Below are 16,556 nucleotides of genomic sequence, written 5' to 3'. Positions count from 1 at the left end.
ATGGAGAAAATGACGGCATTAACCTCTAAACAGCAGCGTGCGGTCCTGAAAAGGCTGCTTGGCTACGCCAGACCGCATATGAAAACGCTAATGCTTGCTTTCGGGCTCTTGCTGCTGACTACAATTGGGGATGTGACCGGTCCCATACTGGTCAAAATTTTTATCGATGATTATCTGCGCGCCGGGAATTTTCCATTCGAGCCGCTTCTGCTATTAGGGGCGGCGTATATGGGAATCCAAATCCTCAATGTGGTCGTATCCTATCTCCAGCTGTACAAATTTCAGGAGATTGCCCTGAAGATCATCCAGCAGCTGCGGATTGATGTCTTTTCAAAGGTACAGGCACTCGGGCTTCGTTATTTTGACAGGACTCCGGCAGGATCGCTTGTTTCAAGGGTTACCAATGATACGGAAGCAATCAAGGATATGTTTGTCAGTGTCATTGCAACATTTATTCAGAGTGGCTTTCTTCTTATTGGAATATTTGTGGCAATGTTCATCCTCAATGTAAAACTGGCTCTGTTTTGCCTGATTGTGTTTCCATTGATCATGATGATCATGACCATTTACCGGAAGGTCAGCTCGAAATTTTATCAGGATATGCGTGAACAGCTCAGCCAGCTGAATGCCAAGCTGAGCGAGTCGCTTCAGGGAATGCCAATCATCCAGGTTTTCCGGCAGGAACAGCGCCTGCGGAAAGAATTTGGCGATATCAATGAAAAGCATTACCAGGCAGGAATGAGGAATATCAAGGCGGATGGATTGCTGCTTCGTCCGGCCGTCGATCTGGTCTATATGGTCGCCTTGATTATCGTCCTGAGCTTTTTTGGAATTAGCTCATTCGAAAGCCCGGTGGAGATTGGAGTACTTTACGCTTTTATCAATTATCTCGACCGCTTTTTCGAGCCGGTCAACAATATGATGATGCGTCTGTCCATGTACCAGCAGGCCATTGTGGCTGCATCACGGGTATTCAAGCTGCTTGATGAAAGCGATCTGGCTCCAGACCAGCCTGAAAAGAGCAGCGATAAAATAGAACAGGGAAAAATTGAAGTCCGCAATTTGAGCTTTTCCTATGACGGTAAACGGGATGTTCTAAAAAACATCGAATTTACAGCGCTGCCAGGCCAGACCGTTGCACTTGTCGGCCACACCGGAAGCGGAAAAAGCTCCATTATCAATCTGCTGATGCGGTTTTATGAGTTTGAACGGGGCGAAATAAAAGTTGACGGAAAATCCATTAAAGATTATCCCATTGATGAATTGCGCAACAGGATGGGGCTCGTGCTACAGGACCCCTTCCTTTTTTACGGCAGTATAAAAGACAATATTCGCCTCCACAATGAGGCTATGAGTGATGAGGAAATAGAGGAAGCTGCAAAATTTGTCCAGGCGGATACCTTCATTTCAAAACTGGAAGACGGATATGAGCAGAGAGTAGTAGAGCGGGGCTCGACATTTTCAAGCGGCCAGCGCCAATTGATTGCCTTCGCGCGAACCATTGCGACAAATCCAAAAATACTGATTCTCGACGAGGCCACCGCCAATATCGACACGGAGACGGAAGAAGCCATCCAGACGGCGCTAGCCAAAATGCGCCAGGGCCGGACGACAATTGCCATCGCCCACCGGCTGTCCACCATCCAGGATGCAGACCTTATCCTTGTCCTTCATCATGGAGAGATTGTTGAGAGAGGAACACACCAGGAGCTGCTTGCCCAGCAAGGTCTTTACCATAAGATGTACCTGCTGCAAAATGGGTCGGTTGAACGCCTTGAAGATGCCGTCAGCCAATAGGAAAAGAGCAGGAGTCATTGCCCGGATGCCGATAATTACCATATAAATAAAAACAGCTGTCATCCGTATAGGAGACAGCTGTTTTTAATGGAGGTTAACTTTTTTTATAAATCTACTGTGATAGGTGTTCAGCAAGTGATCAAGTTCCTGGCTGCACCGAATGGCTTTTGAGGAGCTCAGTCCGTTTGTGGATGCCACGCGGATGAGCTCTTCCCGTTTCTTTTCAATCTCATTGCTTAGTTCTTGTTTCTTCATGGGGCACCCTTTCTGAGGACTTTCCTCGGATATGTAAATAGCTTATAAATCTTGTAAAAAATTTCAAAGACAAATTCTAGTATAATCGAATTTCCAGCAGATTTCAAAAAATCCTGCTTGGAGTTTATTTGCCAACATATTCATTATTAATAAATTGTTCACAGACCGTTTCGTATCATTTGCTTTATAGATTTGATAGAATGAATACGTATTGATGTATAAACAGGAGATGTTAATATGACAGACGTAAATGTACTGCTTGCGCTTGCAGCCGGTTTCCTCAGCTTCATCTCTCCATGCTGCCTGCCGCTGTATCCTGCATTTCTTTCCTATATTACCGGGATGTCGGTGGGGGAAATCAAGAGTGAAAATGCGATGCTTCAAAAGCGCAGCATGCTGCACACGCTTTTCTTTTTAGTGGGATTTTCAATCATCTTTATCGCATTGGGATTTGCCACCTCGTTCATCGGGCAGATATTCAGTCAATACAATGACTTGATTCGCCAGCTCGGGGCCATATTCATCGTCATTTTCGGTTTGATGGTCATTGGGATTTTTCAGCCAAAATGGCTGATGTCGGACCGCAGGATTGAATTCAAGAACCGCCCTGCAGGCTATTTTGGATCCGTGCTGATCGGGATGGCATTCGCGGCCGGCTGGACCCCGTGCACAGGTCCCATTCTTGCATCGGTTATCCTGCTTGCCGGCTCCAATCCAGGCTCTGGCATGCTGTACATGATCGCTTATATTCTCGGCTTTGCTGTACCTTTCTTTATTCTCTCTTTCTATGTTGGAAAAATGCAGTGGATCAGAAAGAATAATGTGAAAATCATGAAGGTTGGCGGTTATATCATGATCCTTATGGGGGTTGTCCTGTTCTTTGACTGGATGACCAAGATCATTGCGTTTCTTTCGCCAATGTTCGGCGGGTTTACCGGTTTTTAGGGTACACCTCCTCAGGCCATTAGGGCAGGTTGCTTAAATAGCCATGCTCAATTATAATTAAGGCTGTTTCCTATATAATGATAGTGTTAATCCAATAAAAGGGATGAAAGATATGGACTACGTTTTATTATCGACTATTGGGGCCATCGGGATGGGAACACTTGCCATGATTGTCAGGATGAAAGCCGCCAAGAAACCGGCCTCCGCAAGGAAAATCATCCTGCCTCCGATTTTTATGAGCACGGGGGCGCTTATGTTCATTTTCCCTATGTTTCGTGTCAGCTTTCTCCAAGTGATGGAAGCCCTCGCCATCGGCATGCTGTTTTCCATCCTGCTCATTCGAACCTCCAAATTCGAAATTCGGGATCAGGATATATATCTTAAGCGTTCCAAAGCGTTCATCTATATCCTCGTCGGCCTGCTGGCTGTCAGAATCATTGCAAAAATGGTGCTGAGTGCGACAATTGATGTAGGAGAGCTTGGAGGCATGTTCTGGATTCTTGCCTTTGGAATGATTGTACCTTGGCGGATTGCCATGTATCTTGAATATAAAAAGCTTCACCGTGAATTGCATGAACCGGTAGAGCCCAATTTGGTATAAAAAATCCCCTGGCTGCAGGGGATTTTTTATTTTATGAAATTAAGAAACAAGCTTTAAGCCGACAGCGGAGCTTAATACCATGGCGATAAACAAAATCCGCCGCCAGTCCTTCGATTCTCCGTAGAACAGCATGCCAATGATGGCGCCTCCGGAAGCGCCAATTCCTGTCCAGATGGCGTAGGCGGTGCCCATCGGCAAGGTTTCCATCGCGACCGAAAGGAAAAGAAAGCTGGCCCCAAAAGAAAGGATTAAAAGGATGATCGAACTCCATTTCTTGTCCTGATGAAATTTGTTCATCATCGCGACGCCCGCCATTTCAAACAATCCAGCTGCCAGTAAAGAAATCCAGGCCATTACGCTTCTCCTCCTTTTTCCTGCTGTTCATCTGTCACAAGCTTCAGCCCAATCACTCCAACCAGCAAAAGTACAATCAAAAGGATTTTCTCGATTTTAAACGGATCCCCAAAAAAGAGGATATCCACCGCGACCGTCCCAGCCGTGCCCAAGCCGACAAAGACCGCATAAAGGGTACCTACAGGCAGACCTTTTCCGGCTGAAATCAGCCCATAAAAACTGATAATGATCGCCACAACCGTTCCCGTCCAATCAAGCAGACTGTCCGAGTATTTTAAGCCAATCACCCAGATTACCTCAAAAAACGCAGCAACAAAGACTTTAATCCAATTCGGATTCATACTATCCACTCCTATTCCTCAAAGATTGCTCTGAAATACAAAAAAAGCCCAGGAGACTGTTATCAAAAACAGAATCTCCCGGGCTTTTGTCCCTCCGTGGCACAGCAAAGCTGTGTGTCTTCTCTCGGACCAGGCCAACCAAAATCGTTTGCGGAACCCTAGAAAACATCTTCATATTTAAAAGTAGTTACTATTATACAGATGAAAACATGATTTGGGTAGGGGGGAATTGAAAAAAGCTGCTTCGAATTTGAAGCAGCCTAAAACAAATGTTCATATGGGGTGATATTGATCTTGTTCTCAGAGAGTTTTTTGCGCAAAAACTTGTGGTCCCGTTTCGGGGTAGCCAGGATATAGCCGCGGATAACAAGGTCGGGTGTTATTCTCGAAACCTTTTCCTTCAGTGCAAGTTCGCCGATCTTGCCGGCAATCTTTTGCCGGGCAACGTCACGAAACAGTTCAGGAACCGGACTGACCAAATCCTCCAGAAACGCTTTTTGGTCATCAGGCCATAAATCCCGGGTCTCTTTCACATAGTGTTCTTCCCAATCCATATCCGACTTGCCGTCTTCTTTCGGCATTTTCTTCAAGAACTTGCGGAACATAAAGAAGCCGCCAATCGCCATTGAACCCGCGAAAATAACAATCCATATTAAAATAAACCATAAAAACCAGCCAGTTAACATTTCATTTCACCTTCATCTTACAAAATCTCTCTTTTATTATAGTATCTTACTGCCTCGTAAGACAAGCCAACTTATGCATAGTGTAAAATTCAAAGACCTTGAAAAAAAAACAGTGTCGAATTATAATAGAATATGTCATCAAACAATACGGGGCTGGATGGGGTACTGGTGTCCTCCACGGTCTTCAAAACCGCTTGTGACCTGCGTGCCAGGTCAGGTGGGTTCGATTCCCACGCAGTCCCGCCAAGTTTTTCAATGTTATCAACGGTTTGAACAGTTTTTTGACTGTGATTTGAACTGTGATTTATTTTCATAAAGTCATTAGTATTTTTTGCTAAATTACATAGTCCTAGTGTGACCGATTTTCGGTCTACTAGTGTGTTTAATCCACTAATTTCTGAAAAAGAAGGGTGGATTTTTTTATGTCTGTTTTTCGTAAAACTAATCGTAAAGGTACAAGAGATGGTCAGAGTTTATATCGTGTTGGGTCTATTGAAAATAAGTTAACTCTTTTTGAAATGTTCGAGCGGTTTATGAATTATAAGCAAACAGAGGGTTTGGCAAAACCAACAATCCAACAGTATTATGAACATTTTCGTTATCTGAGCGAATATTCAGGTGGGGATTTAGTTAACAGCAACATTAAGGTCGAATTTTTTAGAGAGTATATAGGATTTATGTTACATGACAAAGGTTTAGCACCCGCAACAGCAAATGTTCGTATTAGGACTATGCGCGCTTTTCTTCGCTATTGTTTTCAGGAGGGCTGGATTCAAGAAGGGATACACGAGCGGATAAGGCCAGTGAAAACTCCAGAGGATGAAATACAAGCTTTTACACCAGCGGAAGTTAAAATGTTATTAAATCAAATTCGTGACGATAGATATGTAGGTTTTAGGGACAGGGTTATGATTTATACTCTACTTGATACAATGGTTAGAATTTCCGAATTAATTAATATTAAAAGGTCAAACGTGGATTTAAGTAGTGGTTTTATTAAACTAGATCCTCATGAAACTAAAACCAAACGTGCTAGAAATGTCCCTATTTCATCTAAAACCTTGAAATTATTAAGTGAGTATATGAACGAGACTGAAGATTTTGGAGTTGACACATTATTTGTTACCTATGATGGCCGACCAATTCTAAGTAATACCTGGAGAAGAAGGTTAACTGAGTATGGGGAGCTAGCCGGAATTAGAAATAAGCGAGTGAGTCCTCATACTTTCAGACATACAGGTGCGTTGTTTTATGTCATGAATGGGGGGGACCCGTTTTCCTTACAAAAAATTTTAGGTCATACAGATATGTCTATGGTCCGTAAATATATTCAGATGACCGATACAGATGTGAAAAGGCAGCATAATTCATTCTCTCCACTTAATAGAGTTCTTGGTAAAAGATAAAAATATACTCAATGCTGTCTGACCTTCCGTCAGGCAGTTTTTTTTATTTTCCTGTGTCCTTTTTCCTGTAGGATTGCAAGTCCTCGGGTGAAAGGTTTTTTTTAGTCCCTTTACACTTAGAGGAAAGAGGAATAGAAATGACAATGTTAATCAGGAAACCAATACAGAACAAAATAAACATAGTGGATTCAATCATGGGGTCAGGTAAAACATCATGGGCTATACAGTATATGAACGAATCTGCATTTTATAAAAAGTTCATATACATTACCCCCTTTAAGAGTGAGGTTGACCGTGTAATAAACTCAGTTAACCGTGACTTTGTACAGCCAGAGGCAGTTAAAGGGGGCACTAAGCTGGACAGTTTAAAACAACTTATCGCTAAGGGGGAAAATATTGTCTCCACCCATGCACTGTTTCAGAGAATGGATACTGAACTAATCGAACTGATTGAAATGCAAGGATATAACCTTATATTGGATGAGGTAATGAATGTCATAGAACAGGTGGATATTTCTAAGGATGATTTGCAATTATTAATGACGGCACGCACAAAGGCTGATGAACCAGTCATGACAGTGGATGATAAGGGGTTTGTACATTGGAATGAAAAGGACTATTCTGAGGGGAAATTTAAAGATATTCGTAACCTTGCTAACGCTAATAACCTGATGATTTACGAGAATATCACCATGTATTGGCTGTTCCCTGTTTCTGCGTTTAAAGGCTTTGAAGAAATATTTGTCCTGACATATATGTTCAATGGTCAATTACAGCGGTATTACTATGATCTCTTTAATCTAAATTATACTTTCTATTCAGTAGGATGCTTGAACGGCAAGTATTCTTTAATTGACAATATCTCCCTCGAAAAAGAGAATAGGCAGCATTTAAAGCAGCTAATCAACATTCATTATTCTAAGCCTACTGACAGGATAGATTTAAACAGGGTAGGGGAGGACCGAACAGCTTTCAGTAAATCACATACGGCTAGGATGATGGAAAGTTCAGCTAAAAAGAAAATATTGAAAGATAATGCTTTTAACTACTATAGAAACAAAATAGGGGTATCCAGTGAGGAAGTAATGTGGACTACGTTTAAAGAGTTTGAAAAGACCCTATGTCCTAAAAATCTTAAAAAACAGTTTGTAGAGGTTACAGCAAGGGCCACTAATGACTATGCCAATAAGTCTACCTGTATATACTTTGCCAATAGGTTCATGAATCCTATTACTAAAAGGTTTTTTACTGGTAAGGGGGTTACTGTAGATGAAGATTTATTTGCCCTATCAGAGTTACTACAGTGGATATTCAGGAGCAGGATCAGAAAAGGGCAGCAAATTAATGTCTATATCCCTAGTAAGAGAATGAGGACACTGCTAGAAGTGTATCTCAATAATGAGGAAATAAGAGCATAGCCGTTTATTCAAAAAAAAGTGTAAACAAACGCTGAAACCCTTGGTATTACTGAGTTTTTAAATGATTTCCTTATAGAAAGAAATATAAAAAGTTTATACAGTTACTAATGGCTAAAGCCATACCGATAACATTACAGGGGAAGTCTAACGACTACCCCCTCCATGTTATGCGGTACATTCTTAGGGAAAGATAAATTAATCCTATTAGGGGAGCTAACAATGGTGCAAGGCGAAGCCGTAGCACTGTCCCGTAGGGACACTATCATTAAAGTAGTAAATGTTTAATTCACTTATTGAAAAGAAAATTGATAAAGTTCAATAAATTTTTATCAGAAGAAGAAATTGCCAATGGATAAACTTTGGTCATTACCTGATCGAAAAAATGACTCCATGTGAAATCCATATAGTGATGTTTTGGCAAAGTAGCATTAATCTTATAATGCGGTGTGCCTCTGGTAATTGCAATATATAACCATTGATCACCAGAATTGTGTTTATACCTTGAATAACTGAAGTCGTTATTAAAAATGGCATATGGTTGATATTCAACATCCTTTATATCAGTTAGAGTTTCATTAAAGTTTTTAAACTCTATGTATAATTTCCAATGCGTACCCACAGAGTCTGTTAAATGTATAAACGCATCAAGTGATCCACGTTTTACTCCCCCTAGTGAAGGAGGTGTAGTTTGCCATTTCACTTCAGTATCAAAATCAACAAAAGTAAAATCTTCATTTTTATATAATTCCCATATATTATGGAATAAAATTTTGTAAGTCTTATTGTTATGTTGATAATTATACTGTGGTGTGGTTATTAAATCCCTCCAAGTTTTTTCAGATAGTTTTTTAAATAAAGAATGATGGTTAGTGGAAATGAAATTAGCTTTTAGATATCCAAATGCAAGATCTCTGGCATCTTCACCAACTGAATAGTCACTTTTATTTTTGAGTTCGTTTCTAAAAAATAAATAATCATTAATTGAAACTAGGCTAAAAAGGGACCTAAAATGTGGCTTGCGGTTATTTCCTAAAAGAAAATCATGAAACTTAATAGTCTGCAAACCCGAAGTGAAATTCTCTAAAACAGAACATACGAACCATAGTAGTGACGAATTTCCTGAAACTTTACCACCTACGAATTTAATGAATTGTCCGATTTCTGAGTCATTATGGTTTTTTTGAGATAAATATAAAGAGATAGCTTCATCTAGGACTGGTGGAATAGAATGTATTGATCTAATATCTAAGAACGATTCCGTTAGAGACTTGCCCGTCATGGTGGAATGTCTATAAATCAACTCCCAAATGGGCTGTATATCATTTGGCCTTATAACTGATTCAATCACAACCTCACCAAAAGGAACTTTAATATGGCTTTTGTTTTGCCTTAAAAAGGTAAATCCAAGAGTTGGAGTAGGGTTACTAGCTAAAAAGTTAGTCAAATGAGACTCTCCGAATGTTCCATAAGGGTATTCAAGAACTAGTTTTTTTTCGTATTTATATGTGAAGAACCTAGATGCTTCGAACGGAAGAAATAAGACTTTATCCATAGATTTCACCTCGTCATAGTATAGGTACATTTTACCAAATAACAGACTTAGAACAAGGCACTATTTTAGGAATGAGCGGGGTGTTTATCATGAATGTCAAAAACCTTATTAGGTAAATCTTGCTACCTAAGGGTTTGGGCTTTTGGATAGTCAAGGCATTGAAGGCATATAAGGATAAGCTTTATTTGATTGAAGAACAGGACAAATATAGACTCCAAGAGCATAAACTAGCTAAGGCTCAAGAAGAACAAAGAGAAATTTATGCCTGTCAAAGGACAAGCAAATCTATGCATCACTGAATGAAGAATGAGAAAATAATCTAGAATTATAAATTAAGGCGCTGACACTGTACCCACAGTACTAGTAGCCTTTTTTTATTTGCATGAATTTGTACTTTAAAAGACATGGTTGGTAATAAGTTCATTAGGAAAAGTTGTGGCTGAAAAATCAGGTAGGAACAGGATACAGAAACAACCGGATAGAACCTTGATTCTCTAAAACCGTACTGCTGCAAGGATTTGGAGACATAGGAAAGTAGCCGCCTCTAGTGTTTAATTCTAGGAGATAACAATGGTGATTGTATTGCTTTAATCATAATAGCTACAAAGTAAATGAACGTAAAAAGAGGGCCATCACAGCCCCCTTAAGATTTACGATTCCACGGTAATTTCCTATGCTCTAAATAAACTCCAGGAAAGCAATTAGGGCAGTATTTTCGGTTTAACTGTGGGCTGTCATCATTAGGGATGGCTTTTAATTGATCCTCTGGATATGATTTAAGACAATATGTACACTTACTAAACGTGCTTATCCCCCCTCGTTATTACTTTCCCTATATTCCTTTAAACGTCTTTTAAAAGTTGCAATGCTACACCCTGCAAATTCTGCACCCTCAGGCTGTGACATTTTCCCTCCCTCCACTTGCAGTATGGCATGAAGCAAAGAACCCTCAATCTTAAAGGCTTTGGACTTCCTGCCAAACTTTACTCCTTTTTCCTTAGCGTCTTTAATTCCTTCCTGTGTCCTCTCAAGGATCATAGAACGTTCAAATTCAGCAAAGGCACCAAGCACGTTAAATAGCAGTTTTGTCATGGGATTATCCATGTTTTGAGCAGTGAATATTCCCATGTTTAAAATATGTACAGCTACACCTCTGCTGGTCAATTCAGTAACGATTCTTTCAAGCTGTGACAATGAACGGGCTATACGGTCAGCCTTGGTTACTATTAGCGTATCCCCTGCCTTTATTTCCTTTAGCAGGTTATTTAGTTCTTTTCTTTCAGCCTTGGCACCACTGATCTTTTCCTTATAGATTTTAGTAGCCCCTGCATCTTTGAGTGCTTTAATTTGCAGGCCTAGTTCCTGTTTATTTGTACTGACCCGTCCATACCCGTAATTCATTGTTTAGCCCCCCTTAATCGCTTATTAGCTTGATACGACTTTTTGATACTATTTAAAACCTATATTACAGGCGCTTTTTTGTAGTGTCAATAAGTGTAGAGTTTTTGATACTGATTAATTTTATAGGGGTACCATGTGTGAGTATTTTAGAATTAACAGGCCAGACAGTATAGCCAGTAGGATAAACCCGGGTAAAGCTAATATGACTTCTGAGTTGCTTGCTATTCCACCAGTGTAAGAGGGTTACAAGGGCACTGTGATCCTGCCAAAGTACCCTGTGTACAGTATCCCTATAGCACAGCCCTACAGGCACAGCCATACAGGATGGCAAATATCAACACATTTGCACCCGTGCCCCTCTGTGAGAAGCCTTGCGGTGTCAGGTGCTATCAGGAATCAGTGGCAATAGTGTGTACCTAAATATATATCCTGTACTTCATCCTGGTAAAGCGGTGATGGGCTAATGAGCCCCTCCTAACTTCACCGTGGTAAAGTATTGATGCGGTGAAGGGATATAGTGGGAGAGGGAGGGGGGCTGTCCAAGGGTCTCATGTCAGCAGTTTATACACAACAGTTTTCAAAACTAGGATATTATAAGTAAAGGGGGCCATAAAGAATATTCGTCTTACATAAAGTAAGCCATTCTTAAAAATATTGCGCCACGGTGTTCTTAACTTTAAGCAAGCAGGGAAGCTGTAATTTCAGAAATCTCTCGTAAACTACTAACATGCTTTTTTTATATCACGGGGCAGGATAATTGATAAAATTGTAAAGTGAATTGACCTTCTTTGGTGTATTATCATTAAGGGGGGTGAACAGGATTAAAGGAAGAATTTTAACAGGAGCGGCACTACTATTTTCCTTTGCCTTAGCTGTTACTGTATGGGCAATAACCATTCAAAGCTTGGGTGTGGACAGTACAAATAAGGCGACTATTATAAGTGGCTTGCTAAGTATGTTCGGTGGAATGGTCGGGGCCTTTTCTGCTTATTTAATCGCTAGAGCACAAATTACAAAACAGTTAGACCTGCAAGATAAGAAGGACAGGAACAGAGTATTATTGGAAACAAGACTGAGGAAAGCTGAGGAAGTATTAGAGGTACTTACCCGAACCAAAATGGCTTTTTTTGGTCTTCAAGGTAGCTGGACATCAATCTTACATGACCATCTAAATTATATTGCAGATCACCTTAGAGAAGCGGTAGTATATGAGAACCTTAGAAACGAGGAGTTATTAGAGGCGATAGACCATAGGAGAGATGAGTTCATTACAACATATTCAGGGTGCTATAAGTACAGACCTTATTTTCCTGATCTTATCGGAAGCATTGAAAGAGACCATAATAATATTTTCAAAAACTTAACATTGGACATAAACTCAGTCTTATATGTTTTTATAGGCGGTGATTCAAATTTTCAGACGTACGAGGATTTATTGAAAGCGATAGAAGGTCAGATTATTCAAATTAACTCTAATTTTAAAGTCACTATGGATATGATAGATATCCAAATTATTAATACCGAAAATGAAATAAATAATTTATTAATAAATTTTGAGGAATAAGGATTGCTCAGACTTTAATAAAAAGCATCACTTAAAAATGAAGAAAGAGACAAAGTCAGTTGCTTTTTTTCGCCAGATTGCCATGTATCTTTCCTGGGAGAAGTTTTTTATTCCCAAGAATGTAACATTGTAAACCGGTATTTGCATTAGTTAGATAAAAGATTGCATGTTGGAAATTTACCATTAATAGTTGGCTATACTTAATAGAGAGAAGTTAGAGAGGGGGGGAACCTAGGGAAAAAATTAGTTAATGCGGAACTTTGGTTGTCGCAGCCATTGCTTTAATTTAAAATAGGGCTATAGAAAAAAACAGCTAGATAAAAGCTATTGGTTGGTCCCTCCTGGCTCGTAAGAAAGGAGGGGGCATACATGGAAATTCTTGAAGGTATAGCTCTGATGGTTGAGCTATTGAATTTCGTCACATCGGAAGGTAAAGACTTAGTAATTATACCTGTCATGTTTATTGGTAAAGTCAGAGAAAAAGAAAAAAACTAACTAATTGGCAGTTAGTTAGCTCTTTAAGGAAAAAATAATACAATCTTTTTAAGTATTACCATAAAACAAGGTCAGGAAACCTCCAAAGTGAGCAACTTAGAAAGATGTTTACAGAGATCCAGTGTTGGCAGCACTTCGGTCTCTTTTTTTATGCCCTTCGGAAGTACGTAAATTACCGAACCTTTGACATTATTATAACCCTATGTGGGTCCAACTGTGAACTCTTTTGGTATTAATTGAGGACAAAATAGTACTATAAAATCCATTTAAATGCCAAATTATTAGGGAAAAAGTGGTATTATATTATTGAACTAGGTAAATAGTAAAATTAATTGTTATGTATCCAGACAATTCATATGCTCAGGGTTTAAAAGGAGGGACATTTTTGAGTAGAACAGTTAAGTTTTATAACATTGCAATTTATAAAAATAGAGAGAAAACAAATATTTCTATTCTCCAATTCTTAGATATAGTGGGCGTATTACATTGGAGCAAAAGATTAAGAAAAATTGATGGTTACCCAACAGCCATACATACTTTGGATTTTGATGATAATCAACCATTTTACAGAGTAATACCCTTTGTTAAGTACCGTCAGAATTACAAACCATATGTCGGAGACATTACCTCTCCTAGAAACCTGGAAGAAATAAAATCTGATGTAATCGAAGTAGTTACTATGCTATATGATGAAAATCGTGCAGCTATTGCCTTGGAGGGAACCTTGTATGGATTGAAAGAAAAAGGGATCGAAAAATATCTTTCTTCATTCTTACCTTCAAATCCGGACGTAGATTATCAAGTACTACTAACCCCTATTTTGTCAAATAGAGGACTTGAAGATATTACAAAGTCGTCTCAAGTCCGTAGTATTGAATTATATTTGTCCCTTAGTAACTATCATGAATCTACATTGTTTGAAAGTGAGGGGGAAGAAAAATACATTATGAAGGCATTACGAAGTATGGGGAAAGCAAAAGAGGAACTAGACGCTAACAAACTTAGAATCGACTTAGGTGTCGGTAATGGAAAGAAAAGTACTCTTGACTTAAAATCTGTACAATTTATTCTTCAAAAACTGAATATCGATAATGACTCAGTTGAAGCTATAAAAGTAAGGTATAGAGATGAAAAAACAGGGAATTTAGAAACTGTGGATTTGAAAAATTCAGGGGGGCCTCTAAAAGATGTAATTCTAAAGAATGATAGTATTGCATATCCTGGATGGGAGTACGTTGCTAATGAGATGCTAACCTCATATAATCAGTTTAGTGGAGTTATCAGGGATGCATATTCGGAATTTTCAGCAGATATGAGACCGATTAGTAGACTTGAAACAAGCGATTTCTTTACAGAAAAGCTAATTCTAAATCCACCTGAAAATCTCAAAGTACCCTTAAAAGACTAATAGATTAGGGTGAATTGTATTGAGTGCAAAGTCGAAAATGGAGAGATTTGAACGAACAATCGTAGCTAATGGTACAAAGCTCGTTGAGGAATATATACCGTTAAGTTCACACATAATACTAATTTTATGTTTTTTTATCTTATTTATATTTGGTTTAATACCAAACGACTGGGTTGTTTATGAAAAGGTAACGAGTATTGAAAAAGAAATATCTGATAGGTTCTTAAGTAAAGACAAAACAAATATGCTTATGACTGTTGGGGTTTTTCTAGTAGGATTTTATGTAACAGTTATGTCAGTTCTAGGAGCAGGTTTTTCTTCAGCGATGGTTAAAATTTCTGAAGAGGGTTTGTCTAAAAGGTTTGTCAGGTATGCAATCATAGCCTTTTTTATAGGATTTGGATTCTTATTATTCACTGTACTATATGACTTGTTGTCCCCTATACCTTTCTTTGTCATATTCTATCTCTCTTTATTCATCGCTACATTAATTGAGGCTTTCCGTTTCTCGACAATAGTAATGCATATCTACTATTCAAATATTAAACATGCTGCAGAGGAAGTACAAAAAAAGGAAGACACAGAGCAAAAACTGATGGAACTGTTAGTACGAATTGAAGCAAAGATGGTAGGCACCACAGACCCCCCTGCCCCAGATTCAAAAGAGTATATGGAGAGCTTGCGTAAAAAATTAGATGAAAATATGAAAGACGAAAGCAAGCAAGGAAAAAACTAAGTATAGGAGGATTTTTTAATGGAAGAGATATATTTTCCCTTCTTTTCATTTAGAGGTGAAAGAATAGATCAAATTTGGCGAGAGGGAATAATAGTATTAGACACAAATACACTTTTAAATACTTATAAATTGGATAATGAGGCTAGAAATCAATTTTTTGAGTCTTTAAAGTATGAGCAGATCAACGTAAGACTAGTGATGATTCACCAAGTTGGATGGGAATTTTTACGAAACAGAAAGTCTACAATTGATGATTCATTAAAAGCCTTAATTAATTCTAAAAATCTGATGAAAAATCAAATAGAATCATTAAATGCAGTGAGCAAAAACTCAGGTTTAAAATATCATCAAGAGTTTCTCACTCAGGTTCAACAGGATATTGAAACGTTTAAAGAGCAAACTGTTAATAAAATACAAGAATACATAAACGAAAACCAACAGAACCGAAGTATTTTTTACGATGGAAACAAACTCAAGGATAGTGACCCTGTGTTGGATGAAATTAAAGAGATATACGATGGTAAATTCTCGGAAAGTATCCAGCACGATGAATTGATTTCTCTTTATCAGCAAGGTGAGGTTCGCTTTTCCTTTAAGATTCCTCCTGGTTTCGAGGATGTAGTTAAAGGAGATTTTAGAAGCTTCGGAGATTACATAGTATGGGAGGAAATGATTAAGTTATCTCAAACTAGAAGTGTACCAGTTATATTTGTAACCGAGGATCATAAGAACGATTGGTGGGTACATGATGAAAAGACGCATACTAAATCCCCTTTACCTGATTTGCTTAGAGAATTTAAGATGAGAACAGGCCAATATACTTACTTTTATAGTTATAAAGACTTTATAGAACAAGCTAAGTCGAGGTACTCTGACTTACCAGAAACGGACAGAGCAACTATGCAAATGGATTTAGCAACCCAAGAAAATGAAGATAACGAATTAGAGAATATACCTCAAATTGAAAGAATTGGTGCTCTACGTGATGGATTTTCTGACAGGAGATTTGCCACGGCCATTTTATTGCCATCCCTTTATAAACAGGCCCTGGCAAAATTAAAACAGTTAAAAGTACATAGCAGTGTGTCAGCTTATGCACACAGAGTAACTTTAGAATCGATCATGGATAGTGATACGGACTTTAGGGGGAAAATTCTTGAGCTGAAAAACATGATTAATAATATAGAGAATGCTATTGAATCCTATGAAAACTAGGTGAGAAATATTAACTTCTTATGTAGGCTCTAATAGTAATTAATACTCTAATTAGTACACTGACTTGTCAGGAGAAGCATCCGTCTTATACGGATGCTTTTTTAGTTTTACAGGGGAGAACAAGTTTTTGCTGTTTTTAAAAAAATTAAAACAGCATGTCCTAATTTCTTTCAAACTGCAAGTATTCCGGTGAGGTTAGAAAAATATTGAAAGGGTGATAAAAAATCTTAAAGTAGGGTGTCCTAATTATTGTAGAAACTGCAAGTATCCCGGTGAGAACAAAAATAAAGAAATACAGGAGGAAAGATGATGAAAAATACGAGATTGAAGTTTGAAGAACCATCTATTCAAAACGAAAAACAAATGAATCTGGAAGGGGAAA

16 protein-coding genes, 1 tRNA gene and 1 riboswitch are annotated in these 16,556 nt (G+C 38.6%); of the genes, 11 read left to right on the top strand and 6 right to left on the bottom strand.

Annotated elements, in window-relative coordinates; translation table 11 throughout:
- Positions 1 to 1,797 (top strand): ABC transporter ATP-binding protein, encoded by a 1,797-nt coding sequence (locus WQ57_RS02100; RefSeq protein WP_046522077.1) that lies wholly within the window; start codon positions 1 to 3, stop codon positions 1,795 to 1,797.
- Between the two features lie 84 nt (positions 1,798 to 1,881).
- Here WQ57_RS02100 and WQ57_RS02095 read toward each other — a convergent pair whose 3' ends face one another.
- Positions 1,882 to 2,052, bottom strand: coding sequence for an aspartyl-phosphate phosphatase Spo0E family protein (locus WQ57_RS02095; protein WP_046522076.1), 171 nt, complete (start codon positions 2,050 to 2,052; stop codon positions 1,882 to 1,884).
- A 237-nt stretch (positions 2,053 to 2,289) separates the two neighbouring features.
- On the opposite strand from WQ57_RS02095, the gene WQ57_RS02090 reads away from it, so the two are divergent.
- Both WQ57_RS02090 and WQ57_RS02085 read left to right on the top strand, forming a co-directional pair.
- The gene (locus tag WQ57_RS02090) at positions 2,290 to 2,997 is read left to right on the top strand and encodes a cytochrome c biogenesis CcdA family protein (RefSeq protein WP_046522075.1); all 708 of its coding nucleotides are present in this window, start codon (positions 2,290 to 2,292) and stop codon (positions 2,995 to 2,997) included.
- A gap of 112 nt (positions 2,998 to 3,109) precedes the next feature.
- Positions 3,110 to 3,598, top strand: a complete 489-nt coding sequence (locus WQ57_RS02085) for a CcdC family protein (protein ID WP_046522074.1) — start codon at positions 3,110 to 3,112, stop codon at positions 3,596 to 3,598.
- Between the two features lie 39 nt (positions 3,599 to 3,637).
- On the opposite strand, the gene WQ57_RS02080 is transcribed toward WQ57_RS02085, so the two are convergent.
- The 3 genes from WQ57_RS02080 to WQ57_RS02070 all read right to left on the bottom strand — a co-directional run bounded on the left by WQ57_RS02080 (position 3,638) and on the right by WQ57_RS02070 (position 4,979).
- Positions 3,638 to 3,952: a DMT family transporter gene (locus WQ57_RS02080; protein WP_046522073.1), complete on the bottom strand. Its 315-nt coding sequence runs from the start codon at positions 3,950 to 3,952 to the stop codon at positions 3,638 to 3,640.
- Positions 3,952 to 4,293 carry a DMT family transporter gene (locus tag WQ57_RS02075; RefSeq protein ID WP_046522072.1) on the bottom strand — a complete coding sequence of 114 codons (342 nt, stop codon included), beginning with the start codon at positions 4,291 to 4,293 and terminating at the stop codon, positions 3,952 to 3,954. The genes WQ57_RS02080 and WQ57_RS02075 overlap by 1 nt, the downstream gene beginning before the upstream one ends.
- 73 nt (positions 4,294 to 4,366) lie before the next feature.
- Positions 4,367 to 4,466: riboswitch (guanidine-I (ykkC/yxkD leader) on the bottom strand.
- A gap of 87 nt (positions 4,467 to 4,553) precedes the next feature.
- Positions 4,554 to 4,979 (bottom strand): DUF2621 domain-containing protein, encoded by a 426-nt coding sequence (locus WQ57_RS02070; RefSeq protein WP_046522071.1) that lies wholly within the window; start codon positions 4,977 to 4,979, stop codon positions 4,554 to 4,556.
- Positions 4,980 to 5,128: 149 nt separating this feature from the next.
- On the opposite strand from WQ57_RS02070, the gene WQ57_RS26470 reads away from it, so the two are divergent.
- From WQ57_RS26470 to WQ57_RS02060, 3 genes are all read left to right on the top strand, one after another.
- Positions 5,129 to 5,225 (top strand) — tRNA-Sec (locus WQ57_RS26470).
- 176 nt (positions 5,226 to 5,401) lie between these two features.
- A complete protein-coding gene (locus WQ57_RS02065; RefSeq protein WP_046522070.1) occupies positions 5,402 to 6,385 on the top strand; it encodes a tyrosine-type recombinase/integrase in 984 nt (327 codons plus the stop codon).
- Between the two features lie 137 nt (positions 6,386 to 6,522).
- Positions 6,523 to 7,803 (top strand): hypothetical protein, encoded by a 1,281-nt coding sequence (locus WQ57_RS02060; protein WP_338151885.1) that lies wholly within the window; start codon positions 6,523 to 6,525, stop codon positions 7,801 to 7,803.
- Positions 7,804 to 8,089: 286 nt separating this feature from the next.
- Here WQ57_RS02060 and WQ57_RS02055 read toward each other — a convergent pair whose 3' ends face one another.
- Positions 8,090 to 9,355, bottom strand: coding sequence for a hypothetical protein (locus tag WQ57_RS02055; protein ID WP_046522069.1), 1,266 nt, complete (start codon positions 9,353 to 9,355; stop codon positions 8,090 to 8,092).
- Positions 9,356 to 10,162: 807 nt separating this feature from the next.
- Positions 10,163 to 10,756 carry a recombinase family protein gene (locus WQ57_RS02045; protein ID WP_046522067.1) on the bottom strand — a complete coding sequence of 198 codons (594 nt, stop codon included), beginning with the start codon at positions 10,754 to 10,756 and terminating at the stop codon, positions 10,163 to 10,165.
- A gap of 811 nt (positions 10,757 to 11,567) precedes the next feature.
- Here WQ57_RS02045 and WQ57_RS02040 point away from each other — a divergent pair.
- The 5 genes from WQ57_RS02040 (at position 11,568) to WQ57_RS02025 (ending at position 16,174) form a co-directional block, all read left to right on the top strand.
- Positions 11,568 to 12,320 carry a hypothetical protein gene (locus WQ57_RS02040; RefSeq protein WP_046522066.1) on the top strand — a complete coding sequence of 251 codons (753 nt, stop codon included), beginning with the start codon at positions 11,568 to 11,570 and terminating at the stop codon, positions 12,318 to 12,320.
- A gap of 369 nt (positions 12,321 to 12,689) precedes the next feature.
- Positions 12,690 to 12,815, top strand: coding sequence for a hypothetical protein (locus WQ57_RS27285; protein ID WP_277620268.1), 126 nt, complete (start codon positions 12,690 to 12,692; stop codon positions 12,813 to 12,815).
- A 385-nt stretch (positions 12,816 to 13,200) separates the two neighbouring features.
- Positions 13,201 to 14,223 carry a DUF6731 family protein gene (locus WQ57_RS02035; protein ID WP_046522065.1) on the top strand — a complete coding sequence of 341 codons (1,023 nt, stop codon included), beginning with the start codon at positions 13,201 to 13,203 and terminating at the stop codon, positions 14,221 to 14,223.
- Between the two features lie 19 nt (positions 14,224 to 14,242).
- Positions 14,243 to 14,959 carry a hypothetical protein gene (locus tag WQ57_RS02030; protein ID WP_046522064.1) on the top strand — a complete coding sequence of 239 codons (717 nt, stop codon included), beginning with the start codon at positions 14,243 to 14,245 and terminating at the stop codon, positions 14,957 to 14,959.
- Positions 14,960 to 14,977: 18 nt separating this feature from the next.
- On the top strand, positions 14,978 to 16,174 hold the full coding sequence (locus tag WQ57_RS02025) for a PIN-like domain-containing protein (protein WP_046522063.1): 1,197 nt from the start codon (positions 14,978 to 14,980) through the stop codon (positions 16,172 to 16,174).
- The last annotated feature ends 382 nt before the right edge of the window (positions 16,175 to 16,556 follow it).

This window comes from Mesobacillus campisalis, from assembly GCF_000986785.1.
Taxonomy (GTDB): Bacteria; Bacillota; Bacilli; order Bacillales; family Cytobacillaceae; genus Mesobacillus_B; species Mesobacillus_B campisalis.
This window is presented reverse-complemented; position numbering and strand designations above follow the sequence as displayed.

Coding starts and splice junctions, on each gene's coding strand:
- WQ57_RS02100 (WP_046522077.1), top strand. CDS start 1: ATGGAGAAAATGACGGCATTAACCTCTAAACAGCAGCGTGCGGTCCTG.
- WQ57_RS02095 (WP_046522076.1), bottom strand. CDS start 2,052: ATGAAGAAACAAGAACTAAGCAATGAGATTGAAAAGAAACGGGAAGAG.
- WQ57_RS02090 (WP_046522075.1), top strand. CDS start 2,290: ATGACAGACGTAAATGTACTGCTTGCGCTTGCAGCCGGTTTCCTCAGC.
- WQ57_RS02085 (WP_046522074.1), top strand. CDS start 3,110: ATGGACTACGTTTTATTATCGACTATTGGGGCCATCGGGATGGGAACA.
- WQ57_RS02080 (WP_046522073.1), bottom strand. CDS start 3,952: ATGGCCTGGATTTCTTTACTGGCAGCTGGATTGTTTGAAATGGCGGGC.
- WQ57_RS02075 (WP_046522072.1), bottom strand. CDS start 4,293: ATGAATCCGAATTGGATTAAAGTCTTTGTTGCTGCGTTTTTTGAGGTA.
- WQ57_RS02070 (WP_046522071.1), bottom strand. CDS start 4,979: ATGTTAACTGGCTGGTTTTTATGGTTTATTTTAATATGGATTGTTATT.
- WQ57_RS02065 (WP_046522070.1), top strand. CDS start 5,402: ATGTCTGTTTTTCGTAAAACTAATCGTAAAGGTACAAGAGATGGTCAG.
- WQ57_RS02060 (WP_338151885.1), top strand. CDS start 6,523: ATGACAATGTTAATCAGGAAACCAATACAGAACAAAATAAACATAGTG.
- WQ57_RS02055 (WP_046522069.1), bottom strand. CDS start 9,355: ATGGATAAAGTCTTATTTCTTCCGTTCGAAGCATCTAGGTTCTTCACA.
- WQ57_RS02045 (WP_046522067.1), bottom strand. CDS start 10,756: ATGAATTACGGGTATGGACGGGTCAGTACAAATAAACAGGAACTAGGC.
- WQ57_RS27285 (WP_277620268.1), top strand. CDS start 12,690: ATGGAAATTCTTGAAGGTATAGCTCTGATGGTTGAGCTATTGAATTTC.
- WQ57_RS02025 (WP_046522063.1), top strand. CDS start 14,978: ATGGAAGAGATATATTTTCCCTTCTTTTCATTTAGAGGTGAAAGAATA.